This is a genomic window from Pseudomonas sp. ACM7 (genome assembly GCF_004136015.1).
GTDB lineage: Bacteria > Pseudomonadota > Gammaproteobacteria > Pseudomonadales > Pseudomonadaceae > Aquipseudomonas > Aquipseudomonas frigoris.
The window spans coordinates 2,321,738-2,334,380 of sequence record NZ_CP024866.1; the positions used below are offsets into that span (position 1 = coordinate 2,321,738).

The window sequence follows — 12,643 nt, forward strand, 5'->3', positions numbered from 1 at the left end:
GTTTCCGGGGTTTGAGTTTCTATGCCCCGACGGTTTCGATCAGTCGAACTCCGTCGACTCCGAAAGGTGCTCCCAAGCGTCGATTTCCGCCTGAAGGTGCGCAATCTTTTCGCGCACCAGCCTCACAGCATCCTTACCCAGTAACAGATGAACCGGCGGCTTTTGCGCAGCCACCAGGGTCAACAATGCCTGCGCCGCTTTGTGCGGATCGCCGGCCTGCTTGCCACTTTTTTCTTCACGCGCCTTGCGGACCGGATCGAACACCGCGTCGTACTCACTCAATGTACGACCCGAACGGATCATCGAGCGGCCTGCCCATTCGGTACGAAACGAGCCCGGCGCCATGGCGGTCACGTGGATGCCCAGACTTTCCACTTCTTTGGCCAGCGCTTCACTCACGCCTTCGAGGGCGAATTTGCTGCCGCTGTAGTAGGCGATGCCCGGCAACGTGATGAAGCCGGCCATGGACGTGATGTTGACGATATGCCCCCTGCGCCGCTCACGCATACCGGGCAAAACCGCCTTGATCATTGCCACCGCGCCAAACACATTAACGTCGAACTGACGCTGCAGTTCAGTCAGCGGCGACTCCTCTAGAATGCCCTCATGACCATAACCGGCGTTGTTCACCAACACGTCGATCTGGCCCACCTCGCGCAGAATATCGGCCACCAGCGGCTCAATCGCCGGAAAATCGGTGACATCGAGTACGAACGCTTTGGCGCGATGAGCATCCAGCGCTTCGAACGCAGCACGCTCGGATTCGCGCCGCACCGTACCCACCACCGTGTGCCCCGCCGCCAGCGCTGCTTGCGAAAAAGCCAGGCCGAAGCCTGAACTGACTCCGGTGATCAGGAAAATCTTATGAACATGGATGGTCATGGTGCGCTCTCCAATGAAAACGCCGTCGACATTGATCGACGGCGTTGGGACAGGTCGGGCCTTAGTGACCGGCGCTCTGACCACCATCGACGTGCAGGATCTCGCCAGTGACGAAGTTGGCACTGTCCAAATAAACAACTGCCTGCGCAATATCACTGATCTCACCCATGTGCCCAACCGGGTGCAGGTTCCCCAGCGCTTCATGAGTTTCCTCGCCGTGCATCGGCGTCTTGATGATACCTGGGGAAACCGCATTCACCCGAATCCCACGCTTGGCGTACTCAATGGCCAGGGATTTGGTTGCCGCATTCAGGCCACCTTTGGTCAACGACGCCAGTACCGATGGCACACCATCGATGGCGTGATCTACCAGGCTGGTGGTGATGTTGACGACGTGGCCGCTGCCTTGTTTTTCCATTTCGGTGATCGCGAGTTGGGTGATGTAGAAGAAGCCGTTCAGGTTCACCGACAGCACGTTGGCGTAGTCTTCCGCGGTGTACGCGGTGAACGGCTTGGCGATGAAGATACCGGCGTTGTTGACCAGGGTGTCGATGCGGCCAAAACGTGCGATGGCTTCACGGATGACTTGCTGGGCGACTTCCGGCTTGCCGATGTCGCCCGCCACGGTGAGGATGTCCGGGTCGGTGGACGGTTTGATCGAACGCGAAGTGGCGACAACCTTGTAATCCAGATCACGGAAGGCCTTGACCATGCCTGCGCCGAGACCTTGGGAAGCACCAGTAATAACGATGACTTTTTTCGAATTGCTCATGATGAACCTCAACTAATAAATGATGGTTTGAAAAAGTAAGTAATCAGGCTTCGGCGGGGGCCTTCGCCATTTGTCTCAACATCTGTTCGTAGTACTCGACCGACTGCGAACCGGACACCAGGTGACGACCGTTGAGCACCATGGCCGGTACCGAATTGATGCCGCGCTGGCGGTAAAAGGCTTCAAGCTCACGCACTTCCTCAGCGAACGCTCCGGACGCCAACACCTCTTGAGCCGCCGCCGCATCCAGTCCCGCTTCAGCAGCCAGACCCACCAGCGTCTCGCGATCGCTCGGGTTCCGGCCGTCGGTGAAATAAGCGCGCAGCAGGATTTTCTTCAGTGCGACCTGCCGCCCTTCCTGCAACGCCCACATCAACAACCAGTGAGCATCAAACGTGTTGTAGAAGTGGCTGCGCTTCTCCAAATCGAACTTGAAACCAATGGCCGCACCACGTTCGATCTGCATCGCTTTGCCGGCGGCGACGTCTTCGGCGGTTCGTCAATATTTGCGCATCAAGTGCTCAACCGCTTTTTCGCCGACTGCCGGCATGTCCGGGTTCAACTCGAAGGGCTTGTAAGTCAGCTCCACCGAGACTTCACCCGCCACGTTCTCGATCGCCTGCTCCAGCGCCGTCGCACCCAACGCGCACCACGGGCACACAACGTCGGAGATGAAATCGATGGAGACGGTCGCGGTCATGACTGCCCCTCCGCCTCAGCCAGTTGCTTGCGGTACTGGGTGGTGGTGATGCCGGCGTAGCCCCAGTTATCGGTGTCGACTTCTTCGATCACGATGTGGGTCAGGTGCGGATCCTTGTTGAGGACGCGTTCCAGGGTTTCAGTGATTTCGGCGATCACCTGAGCTTTCTGCTCAGAGGTAACGCCATCGCGGGTGATGCGAACGCTTACGAAAGGCATGAGGAATCTCCAAGTGACCTTCCCTTCGGAATGAATGGGTCGGCGTTGGAGCTCAATGTATGGAGTTAGCTGGAGGGGATAAAGGTGGGGACGGGAACATCATTAGTTACATGATGTAATTAGCTAGACGCGAAATTTTTGTACCTGACAACGATCTCTTTGGTTCGAACGTGTCGCTATTTTTCAATTTCTGCGACACGTCTTGATGTTATGTCGCTGCCAACGACATGCGGTAAAACTTCCTTTTCGCTCTGGAAATGGCGATTGGAGCGCCCTCAGGCCAGCTCCCAGTCTTTATGCTAAATTATGGCTGGCCAATAATTATGGCGTATCCATAAAAAGAGGTAATTGCATGAGCAGCATTTTTCAGCGTCCTGAATTGGCCGAAGAAATGGCGAACCAGCTTCTCAATCCGGGCGTTCTCGATGAAGGTTTGCGCTCAGGTCTGTTTTTATCCGGCCTGCGAAGGACCGGAAAAACGACATTCCTGAGGAGCGACCTCATCCCTGCGCTGGAAGAAGCGGGTGCTCTGGTCATTTACGTCGACCTATGGAGCGACACACTGGCCAATCCAGCGACACTGGTGCATGACGCCATCCGTAAAACCCTGCAAGAGCTGCAAACGCCGGGTTCCGGTTTGCTCGAAATGCTCAAGCGTGTCAGCGCTGCGGATATAGGCGCTGCAGGATTCAAATTTGGTTTCAAACTCGACAGCATCGGGAACTCAGGTGGGCCAACGCTGGCGCAGGCGCTGACAGAGGTTGTTGATCAAGCGAAAACCGACTTGGTGCTGATCATCGACGAAGTACAGCACGCCATTTCATCCGACGATGGTAATCAGCTGCTTCTGGCACTCAAAGCTGCTCGTGATGCGATCAATCCTCGACCAGATACACCGGGTTACTTTCTGTTTATTGGAACGGGATCGCACAGGGCGCAAGTCAGCGAACTCACGGCAAAGAGGAACCAGGCGTTTTCTGGCGCGACATCGACAGCGTATCCAGTACTGAAAGGGGATTACGTTGAATACTTGCTTAACCGGCTCGCTGCGACGGTGAAGAAAGAAAAGCTACCTTCACTCGAAGTCGCCATCGAAGCATTCAATACCTTGGGGAACCGGCCTGAGGAAATGCTCAAAGCCTTGCGACAGCTCATGCAGCAAGAAGGTGATCCCGATCTTTTCCTGCCTGTTATTGCCAGCACTTTGCGCTCGGCGGCGGCCAGCATCGAACTAGAAAAAGTGGAGCTGTTAGGTAGTTTGGCTCAGGCTATTTTCAACAAAATCGCGTCTACGGAAGGCGATGCTCGGGGTATTTTCTCCATCGATGCTGCAGCTGAGTATTCGAAGATCGTGGGTCGTGAGGTGCGCGTTGAAGAAATTCAGCCAGTGGTAATTGCACTGGTTGCCGAGAACATCATCATGCGGCGCGGGCATGGAATTTATGCGATTACGGACCAGTTTGTTCAAGAGATTTGGTTGGAAGAACGAGCGCTGATTGAAGCTAGCTAGCGATCTCTACGCTGCTGCCGTTGCTTGTCGAACAATCCATTTCACACCGACGCCACCACCTAGCCACGATTGCGCATCCTTCCCCCTCAAGCTACCTTCAGACCGTCGCTGCCAATTCAGCGACCGGGCCTGATAACCCGAGTAAGATACAGGCGCACAAGCGCCCATAATCACGATTGTTGGCGTTTTTTTTGTGCCTGCATTTCCGTGTAATGGCGGCTGTGCGTGGGAGACCTTCGGGTCTGCCGGGTTCCTGTATCTCCGGTTTATCAGCCCGCGCATAGCTGCCACCCATTCGCCTGATAACGAACGTGGTAGCTCTAACTTTGATTCAGGAGTTTTTGCTAATGCCCGCTACCGATCCGGCCAAAATTTGCGTTCCCGCTTCACTGGTTATCTCCCACCACCGCCCAAAAACCGGAGGTGCCCAATGACCAACCCCCAAGACCTGAAAACCATCGGCCTCACCCCTTTCTCCTACCAAGCCAACCAACCACTGTTCCGCATCAACGCCGGTGTCCCGATCATCCAGGCCCTCTCCCACGCCTCCGACCTGCTCCACATCGCCAAACTTCTCGCATCAGACGCCGCGATGATTCGCGACACCGACCGGCATGCCTGGGCGTCGCATTTTTTGCAGGATATGAGCAAGGCGATCATCGATGACGTAGCGAAGGTGCTCGATGCACCGGGTAACAATCGCAACCAGTGACGTCGTCACATAGACCCAAGCCGCACGCGTAAAAAAGCCCCGAACCAGTCGTAATGCTGTTCACTTAAGCATTTGAGTCCTCGCTGGGCTTATCCGAAAAACCGATGCCTGATCTCTGGCATCGGATTTTTTATGTCTGTTCAACAGGACCTGCTCGACCTCGGCAACCCTTTCAACTTCTGCGATCTGAGCACCTTTACCCAAAACATCCCCATTGAGTGGGTCGCGTCTGCGCTGAATCTTTCCAGTCAGGCCACCATTCGCCGACGTCGCTTGCCTGCTGACCAGGTGCTTTGGCTGGTGCTCGGCATGGCGCTGTTTCGGGACGAACCCGTTCACGAGGTGGCCGGACGTTTGAACATTTGCGCCCAAGGCCTGGCCTCCGACCACCTGTTGGCCCGTGGCGGTGTAACCGAAGCCCGTAAGAGGCTCGGCGCCGATCCCGTTGAGTGGTTGTTCCGCAAGACGGGTACCCAATGGGGTGCAGAGCGCTATAGCGGTGACGCCCGGCACGATCTGCAGGTGTTCGCGGTAGACGGTGCGCTCTTGCGCACGGCGGATACGCCCGAGCTTCGGGATCACTTTGGGTCGGGAAATACCGCGACCGACCGCCAGACACCGTTTCCCATGATGTGGCTGGTGGTGTTGATGAATGTGCGTTCGCACTTGATCCTGGATGCTCAATTGAGCCCTTACCGACGCAGTGAAATGCGCTTGGCCGACGAGTTTTTGCAGCAGATCCCCGACCACTCGGTGACGTTATTCAACAAGGGGTTCTGGGGGGCTGAACTGCTGTCGAGCCTGAGCAACGCCGGCACCAACCGTCATTGGTTGATCCCGGCCAAAAAAGGCATGGTCTGTGAGGAAGTGGCCCGTTACAACGAGCATGATCGCCTGTTGCGCATGAAAGTCTCGCCACAGGTCAGGAAACGAAACCCCAGCCTTCCAACCCATTGGGAGGCCCGAGAAGTCAGCTATGAAATTCAAGGCAAGCCAAAGACCGTCATGACGTCATTACCGGCCAACACCTACAACACCAAGGCCGTTTCCAAGCTTTATCAGGAACGCTGGGAGATCGAATTGGGCTTCAGGGACATCAAGAGCTCGATGCAACAGACCGCAGTGACCTTGCGCAGCAAAAAAGTCGACCTGGTCTATCAGGAGGTATGGGGACTTTTGCTGGCTTACAACGTAATTCGTCGGGAAGCCAGTCAGGCGGCGGTGGCGTTTGGTCGAGCGCCATCGGACATCCGTTTCAAACCGGCCTGCCAGTACATCGCCGTCCAACTGATCGTCATGGCAGCGGCTAACCCGGTTTCAGCGACAGGGAGGCGATTGGCAGAGCTAAGGGTAGGTATTGGAGGATTATTTCTGGATCACCGCCCCAGGCCTTCGAGGCCAAGGACGGTGAAGATCTCAAAGACCCGGTTTCCAGTGGACCGTAAGGCTGCTCCGCTTAAGTGAACAGCATTACGAATCAATCGGGGCTTTTCCTTTCTCAGCCTTGCATCAAGCCTCGATAGCGCAACCGATCATCAGAATATGTTGATCGGGTAATCCACGAACACACGCACTTCATTACCGCTGGAGTTGTACTCACTCGATTTCTGCGAGACACGCAGGATGGAGCTGCGCAGTTTCACGCTCAGGTCTTTGGCCGGGCCGCTTTGCACGACGTATTTGAACTGGTTGAAGATTTCGCGCTCGGTACCGCCTTCGCTGGTGGAGGTGGTGATGTTGTCGCCGCGCACGTAGGCGAAGTTGTAGCTCAGGCCTGGAATTCCGAAGGTGCTGAAGTCGAGGCCGTAGCCCAGCTGCCAGCTGCGTTCGTCTTCGGCGTTGAAGTCGGACCAGTAGGAGTTCGCCAGGTAGATGGTGTTGCCACCGTCGCCGACGCGACCTTGATCCTTCTGGTAGCCGCCGTAGGGGTAGCCCAGGTTGCTGTCGCCGGTGCTGCGCTGGTGGGCTAGCGTGAACGAGTGCGCGCCGGTGGCGAATGTGGCGGCCAGGCTCCAGATCTTGTTGTCGTCGCCAGTGGCACCGCTGTCGCGGACGTAGGAATCGTCCAGCTTGGTGCGGTAGCCGTTGAAGTCCAGGGTCAGGGACTGATCCTTGTCGATCGGGAACATGTAGTTGGCGTTTACGTATTGCTTCTTCAACACGTCTTCGACGTCGGAGGCGTACAGCGCAGCCTTGAACTGTTCGGTGAACTGGTAGCTACCGCCCAACACGTTGATCGACTTCAGGCCACCGCTGTCACGGCCTTCAGCACTTTTGCGCGATTCGGCGGTGAAGCGACCGGCGTTCAGCTCCAGGCCTTTGATCTCCTTGGAGGTGATCAGCGTGCCGGTATAGCTTTCTGGCAGCAGGCGGGAGTTGTCGTAGTTCAGCACCGGCAGGACCGGCATCTGGTCGCCGTAAGTCAGAACGGTGCTGGATACGCGGAATTTTACTGCGCCACCGGCTTTGGCCAGGTCGCCGGCCGGGTTACCGCTGTCGCCTTCCTTGAAGAAGTCGATGCCTTGGCCGCCGCTGTGGCTACCACGGTCCAGACGCAAGCCGTACAGACCGAAGGCATCAACGCCTACGCCGACAGTTCCTTGGGTGAAGCCCGAGGTGTAGGTGCCGATGGCAGCCTGACCCCATTCACGCTGGTCGTCGTTGCCGTCTTTTTTGTCGCGATTGATGTAGGCATTGCGCAGCAGCACTTTGAGGCTGCTGTCTTCAACAAAACCCTTGGATTCGGCCTGGTCGTTAGCCATGACCTGTGTAGCACTCAACATCCCCAGAGCGATCAGGCTGATTCGCTTGTTCAACATTTTGTTCTTTTCCTTATGATCGGTTGATACGCGCTGTGTCGAACGGCTGAAACGGCGCTATCGCACTCTTTTTTCACCCCAAACAAAAAGGCCCGCGCACGAAGAGATCGTGGCGGGCCTTTTTGTTATTTTATGAGTCATGGCGGTTAGCTACAGGCGTGGGGCGAATCCTAGCCGCGCCCTTAACGATGTGTCAATTTCATGAATCGTCTGTAAATATGTGAAAACGTCTAAGAAATCACTTGTCGACGTCAATGGGCGCAGCCGTTCAGGTCACAGGTTTGGAGCTCCGATGATGATGCTTGTCCGGGAAGCGACTGACTCAGCCATGCCGCGAAGGCTTGCGGCTTGCCGAGCCACGGGCTGATATCGATCAGGTTGAATTGGCCGTTGTGTTCCAGGGCGAAGGTCGGGAAACCCTGACCGCCCACCTCGGCCAGGAATGCTCGACTGTCCTTGATGTGGCGATCGGTTTCAGCTTCTTTGAAAGCAACCTGGAACGCTTGAGGTTCCAGACCGATGTCTTTCGCAAGTTCTAACAACACAGCTTCATCGGCAATGCGTCGACCTTCCTCGTAGTGAGCACTCTGCAAACGCCCCAGCAACGCCAGTCCGCGGCCGGCGATCTGCTCGGCTGCCAGCACCGCGGCAATCGGCGGTGCGGAATCGAACACCGCTGTCTCATCGCGCAGCAAACCCTCGAAATACGCCTCGCCGAACGGCTGGCCGGTGTACTCGGCAATGCGCCGGTCGTGGGGCATCACGTAGTTGCGCAGTTGTGGCGAGACTGTCTGGCGGTTGGCACCGGTCATCATCCCGCCGCCGTGGGCGATCACTGGCAACACAGCCTGAGCAGCTTGCACCAGCGGTTTTGCGCCGTAGCACCAGCCGCATAACGGGTCGTAAATGTAGTGAAGGATCATGGGAAGACTCCGGCAAAAGCGTAGGAAAACTAGATGCCGGCAGATTAGTCCTCCGCCCGTTTCTGAAAAACGCTGCAATGGCTTTCAGTCTGTTTCAGGAATCGGTCGAATGGCCTCACGGCCCCACTGTAGCCATCTCGACACAATTCGAAATAATCAAACAGCGAAACCATTCAAGAATAATTAACGGAAGTAAATAGCAAGCATTACCATTCGCACCCTCGAATTTCTCCACCCTTTCGGATGCGCTTCAGATGCCTGCCCCCTTTCGCCTCACGCCCGTTACCCTTGGGCTTTCTGCATTTCTCTCTGCCGGTTTTGCCTGCGCCGCCACCACTGTTTTACCCGAGACGTCGATCAGCGCCGAAGTTGAGGCCGATGACCCGCGCGTGAAGGAAACCAGTACCGCGACCCGCACCGCCACGCCGGTGCGCTACGTTCCACAAGCCATCGACTCGATCAAAACCGCGAACGTCGTGGATTACGGCACCAACGATCTGGGCACTGCGCTGAGCGGCATCCCCAACGTCAGCAGCGGCGCCGACACTCGCTTCGACAGCCTGCGCATCCGCGGTTTCGACGCCAGCAACGACTTCTACCTCGACGGCATCCGCGACGACAGCCAATACGTGCGCGATTTGCACAACATCGAACGCATCGAAGTCCTCAAAGGCCCGGCCGCTGTTTTGTATGGCCGTGGCAGTCAGGGCGGGATCGTCAATCGGGTCAGCAAATTGCCTGAATTCGGTCGCCGCTCGACCCTCGAGGCCTAGGGCGGCAGCGATGATTTGCGCAGCCTCTACGCCGACCTCAGCACCGACCCGAGCGAGAACATCAGCCTGCGCCTGAACATGGGCAACATGGATCAAAACAGCTTCCGCGATGGCGTGAGCGGCAATCGCCAACTGTTCGCTCCGTCGATGAGCTGGGAACTGACGCCGGACCTGAACTGGCTGGTGCAGTACGAATACAGCCGCTACAACCGTACGCCGGATCGCGGCATCCCCGGTGTAAACGGACGCCCGGCGGACGTAGGGCGGGATACGACCTACGGCAGCGAGCACGATTTCATCGACGACAAGTCGCAATCCCTGCGCTCGAAACTCAGTTATGAGCTCAGCGACAACTGGCAGCTGCGCCAGACCCTGGGCGTGTTCAAGCTCAACAGCGATTTCGACAACACCTACCTGACGGGTTATACCCCGGCGACCAACAAGGTCACGCGCCAGCACTGGCAACAGGACCTGACCACCCGCAACGTCTACAACAACGTCGAACTGGAAGGCGGTTTCGACACGTTCGGCCTTGAACATCGTTTGCTGACCGGCATCGAAATCGGCAGCCAGCGGCGCGACCCTACGTTGTACAACGCGGCCACCGGGCGCGGGACTCAGCCGGTGCCGGCACTGGACCTGTACAATCCCGACCGCAATTTGCGCCATACCGGGCGGATGCAAGTGTCCAGCAGCACTCACACCGAAGTCGAAAGCCGTGCGGTGTACGTGCAGGATCAACTGCGCCTGAACGATCAATGGCAACTGCTGGCCGGCTTGCGTTACGACACCTTCGACATCGAGTCGACCAACAAGCTGCGGGACATTTCCGAAGATCGCGACAGCCATAGCACCAGCCCGCGTGTAGGACTGGTGTGGACGCCGCTGCAGAATCATTCCTTCTACGCATCCTGGACCAAGACTTTTTCCCCGGTCGGCGGTGGTCTGATCGGTATTACCCCAGGCGCCGCCGGCAACAGCAACGACCTGAGTCCCGAACTGACCAAGCAAAAGGAAATCGGCGTGAAGAGCGACTGGCTCGATGATCGCCTGAGTACCACGTTGGCGATCTATGAACTGGAACTCTACAACCGCCGTACCCGCGATCCCAACGATCCGACCGTCACCTTGATGACCGGCGTGCAACGTTCCCGCGGGGTCGAGTTTACTGGCACCGGCAAAATTGCTGGTAACTGGTACGTGCGCGGTGGCGTGGGTGTGCAGGACGCGACGGTCGTAAAGGACAACAACGGCTTTGAAGGCAAACGCATCAGCAACGTGGCCAAGCATAACGGCAGCCTGTTCCTGACCTGGAAACCGGAAATGGGCTGGTATGCCGAAACAGGTCTAACCCTGGTGGGTCAGCGTTTTGCCGACAACCTCAACACCACCGTCCTACCGGGTTATGGCCGTTGGGATGCATTGGCCGGGTTCCGGCAGAAGGATTGGGATTTGCGCGCGGCGCTGAACAACATCAGCGACAAGACCTATTACTCGTCGGCCACCAGTGCGGCACAGATTCAGCCGGGTGAACCGCGCAGCCTGGTCGTGACCGGGACCTACAGTTTCTAAATTCACTGCGATCCAGTGTGGGAGCGGGCTTGCTCGCGAAGGCGATCGATCATTCAACATTAATGTCGACTGACACACCGCCTTCGCGAGCAAGCCCGCTCCCACATTTGATCTCCAGTGATCATGAAAAAACCTTCGCCCATAAAAAAGCGCCGCCATCCCGGCAGCGCTTTTACCAATCCGTTGTTTTTTCTTCTTATCCTTCCATCACATCCCACAACGCTTCCAGCTCCGCTTCGCTGAATAAACCAGCGGGGTAGCGTTCGATCATCGTCCGGCGCGGATCAGGTTCTCTGATCTGACGCGTTCCATTGGACTTCAACCAGTGCGCCAGGACCTGGAGCGATTCGCTGTTTACTGCCAGGGGATGCAACGCCCGCTCGCTCACCACATTCATTTCGGCGTTCATTTCCGCGCTCTCTCCTGGTTTGTGAGCGGCTAACTTATCCAAGGTTTATGACAGAACATCGCAGTTCTCCCCCTCCCTGTTTTGCACCATGAGAGATACAAGAGCTGTGCCAAGGTTTCGTAACTGTCGACAAGCGGATACAAAAAAGCCCGCAGTCCTGTAGGGCTGCGGGCTTTCTGCCAGACCGTGAGCGAAAACGTTTGCCTGAATTATTTTGCAATCAACTCAAGCTGTTACAACTGCACTCACTCTTTGTGCGGTGCTGGCTGTTGTTGGGTAAGGCAGTGGATGTTACCGCCTCCCAGTAACAGTTCGCGGCCGGGCACCATCACCACTTCGTGCTGCGGGAACAGTGCCTGCAAAATCTCTTTTGCCGGGCCATCCAACGGGTCGTCAAAGCTCGGCGCGATGATGCCGCCGTTAACGATCAGAAAGTTCACGTAGGAACCGGCCAGACGCACAGTCGGATTACGTTCCTGAGTCCCGTCCACCGGATCCACACCAGCGCACTCTTCTTCGGTCGCATACAGCGGCCCCGGAATCGGCATCTTGTGCACCGTGAATGGGCGACCCTTGGCGTCGGTGCTGCTTTCCAGCACTTTCATCGCCGCCTGGCAGCGCGGGTAGTTCGGGTCCTGCGGATCATCGGTCCAGGCCAGCAACACTTCGCCCGGACGCACGTAGCAGCAGAAGTTATCCACATGGCCGTCGGTTTCGTCGTTGAACAAACCGTCCGGCAGCCAGATGATTTTATCCACAGCCAGATTCGCACTGAGCACCGCTTCGATCGCTGCACGGTTCAGGTGCGGATTGCGATTGCGGTTGAGCAGGCATTCTTCGGTGGTGATCAGCGTGCCTTCGCCATCGACGTGGATCGAACCGCCTTCGAGCACAAAGCCCTCGGTACGATAGCGCTGGCTGCGCTCGATCTCGAGGATCTTGCCGCCCACCTGGGAATCGCGATTCCACGGCGCGTACAGCCCCCCGTCGAAACCGCCCCACGAGTTGAAGTCCCAATTCACACCACGGACTTCGCCACTGTTATTGATGACAAATGTCGGGCCAGTGTCGCGAACCCAGGCGTCGTCGCTGGACATTTCCACTACACGAATATTCGGCACGTCCAGACGGGCACGGGCGTTTTCGTATTGGCCGGCGGACACCGCCACGGTCACCGGTTCGAAACGGGCAATGGCTTTGGCTACTGCGACGTGTGCGGCTTGCGCCGGTTTGCCACCCAGGCGCCAGTTGTCCGGGCGCTCGGGCCAGATCATCCAGGTCTGGGTTTGTGGCGCCCATTCGGCGGGCATGTAAAAGCCGTCGGCGCGAGGCGTGCTGTGCAAAGTGGTCATG

General features: G+C 57.1%; 10 protein-coding genes and 2 pseudogenes. 4 read left to right on the forward strand and 8 right to left on the reverse strand.

What is annotated here, in order from left to right; genetic code table 11:
- Nucleotides 1-39: 39 nt before the first annotated feature.
- From CUN63_RS10890 to CUN63_RS10905, 4 genes and pseudogenes are all read right to left on the reverse strand, one after another.
- A complete protein-coding gene (locus CUN63_RS10890; protein WP_129439316.1) occupies nucleotides 40-882 on the reverse strand; it encodes an oxidoreductase in 843 nt (280 codons plus the stop codon).
- 61 nt (nucleotides 883-943) lie between these two features.
- Nucleotides 944-1,654, reverse strand: coding sequence for an SDR family NAD(P)-dependent oxidoreductase (locus CUN63_RS10895; protein ID WP_129439318.1), 711 nt, complete (start codon nucleotides 1,652-1,654; stop codon nucleotides 944-946).
- A 43-nt stretch (nucleotides 1,655-1,697) separates the two neighbouring features.
- A pseudogene (locus tag CUN63_RS10900) lies at nucleotides 1,698-2,354 on the reverse strand (DsbA family oxidoreductase).
- Entirely contained in the window at nucleotides 2,351-2,572 is a 222-nt protein-coding gene (locus CUN63_RS10905) for a 4-oxalocrotonate tautomerase family protein (protein ID WP_046045533.1), read from the reverse strand. Before CUN63_RS10905 ends, CUN63_RS10900 begins: the two are co-directional and overlap by 4 nt.
- A gap of 352 nt (nucleotides 2,573-2,924) precedes the next feature.
- Here CUN63_RS10905 and CUN63_RS10910 point away from each other — a divergent pair, with 352 nt between their 5' ends.
- From CUN63_RS10910 to CUN63_RS10920, 3 genes are all read left to right on the forward strand, one after another.
- Nucleotides 2,925-4,082 carry an AAA family ATPase gene (locus CUN63_RS10910; protein WP_129439320.1) on the forward strand — a complete coding sequence of 386 codons (1,158 nt, stop codon included), beginning with the start codon at nucleotides 2,925-2,927 and terminating at the stop codon, nucleotides 4,080-4,082.
- A gap of 430 nt (nucleotides 4,083-4,512) precedes the next feature.
- Nucleotides 4,513-4,794 carry a DUF3077 domain-containing protein gene (locus CUN63_RS10915; RefSeq protein ID WP_129439322.1) on the forward strand — a complete coding sequence of 94 codons (282 nt, stop codon included), beginning with the start codon at nucleotides 4,513-4,515 and terminating at the stop codon, nucleotides 4,792-4,794.
- Nucleotides 4,795-4,926: 132 nt separating this feature from the next.
- Nucleotides 4,927-6,258: an IS4 family transposase gene (locus tag CUN63_RS10920; RefSeq protein ID WP_129439324.1), complete on the forward strand. Its 1,332-nt coding sequence runs from the start codon at nucleotides 4,927-4,929 to the stop codon at nucleotides 6,256-6,258.
- A gap of 71 nt (nucleotides 6,259-6,329) precedes the next feature.
- Here the strand turns inward: CUN63_RS10920 and CUN63_RS10925 are convergent, their stop codons facing one another.
- Both CUN63_RS10925 and CUN63_RS10930 read right to left on the reverse strand, forming a co-directional pair.
- Nucleotides 6,330-7,613, reverse strand: a complete 1,284-nt coding sequence (locus tag CUN63_RS10925) for an OprD family porin (protein ID WP_129439326.1) — start codon at nucleotides 7,611-7,613, stop codon at nucleotides 6,330-6,332.
- A 251-nt stretch (nucleotides 7,614-7,864) separates the two neighbouring features.
- Nucleotides 7,865-8,536, reverse strand: coding sequence for a DsbA family protein (locus CUN63_RS10930; protein WP_129439328.1), 672 nt, complete (start codon nucleotides 8,534-8,536; stop codon nucleotides 7,865-7,867).
- 254 nt (nucleotides 8,537-8,790) lie between these two features.
- Here CUN63_RS10930 and CUN63_RS10935 point away from each other — a divergent pair.
- Nucleotides 8,791-10,881 (forward strand): annotated as a pseudogene (locus CUN63_RS10935) (TonB-dependent receptor).
- A gap of 196 nt (nucleotides 10,882-11,077) precedes the next feature.
- Here CUN63_RS10935 and CUN63_RS10945 read toward each other — a convergent pair.
- Complete coding sequence (locus CUN63_RS10945; protein ID WP_046052216.1) at nucleotides 11,078-11,290, reverse strand: hypothetical protein; 213 nt, start codon at nucleotides 11,288-11,290, stop codon at nucleotides 11,078-11,080.
- A gap of 245 nt (nucleotides 11,291-11,535) precedes the next feature.
- Nucleotides 11,536-12,642: an agmatine deiminase gene (aguA, locus tag CUN63_RS10950; RefSeq protein WP_129439332.1), complete on the reverse strand. Its 1,107-nt coding sequence runs from the start codon at nucleotides 12,640-12,642 to the stop codon at nucleotides 11,536-11,538.
- Nucleotide 12,643: the final 1 nt, after the last annotated feature.

What these genes read in the sequence shown, in the direction of transcription:
- CUN63_RS10915 (WP_129439322.1), top strand. Translation starts at nt 4,513, where the DNA reads ATGACCAACCCCCAAGACCTGAAAACCATCGGCCTCACCCCTTTCTCC.
- aguA (WP_129439332.1), bottom strand. Translation starts at nt 12,642, where the DNA reads ATGACCACTTTGCACAGCACGCCTCGCGCCGACGGCTTTTACATGCCC.
- CUN63_RS10925 (WP_129439326.1), bottom strand. Translation starts at nt 7,613, where the DNA reads ATGTTGAACAAGCGAATCAGCCTGATCGCTCTGGGGATGTTGAGTGCT.
- CUN63_RS10920 (WP_129439324.1), top strand. Translation starts at nt 4,927, where the DNA reads ATGTCTGTTCAACAGGACCTGCTCGACCTCGGCAACCCTTTCAACTTC.
- CUN63_RS10945 (WP_046052216.1), bottom strand. Translation starts at nt 11,290, where the DNA reads ATGAACGCCGAAATGAATGTGGTGAGCGAGCGGGCGTTGCATCCCCTG.
- CUN63_RS10895 (WP_129439318.1), bottom strand. Translation starts at nt 1,654, where the DNA reads ATGAGCAATTCGAAAAAAGTCATCGTTATTACTGGTGCTTCCCAAGGT.
- CUN63_RS10930 (WP_129439328.1), bottom strand. Translation starts at nt 8,536, where the DNA reads ATGATCCTTCACTACATTTACGACCCGTTATGCGGCTGGTGCTACGGC.
- CUN63_RS10910 (WP_129439320.1), top strand. Translation starts at nt 2,925, where the DNA reads ATGAGCAGCATTTTTCAGCGTCCTGAATTGGCCGAAGAAATGGCGAAC.
- CUN63_RS10890 (WP_129439316.1), bottom strand. Translation starts at nt 882, where the DNA reads ATGACCATCCATGTTCATAAGATTTTCCTGATCACCGGAGTCAGTTCA.
- CUN63_RS10905 (WP_046045533.1), bottom strand. Translation starts at nt 2,572, where the DNA reads ATGCCTTTCGTAAGCGTTCGCATCACCCGCGATGGCGTTACCTCTGAG.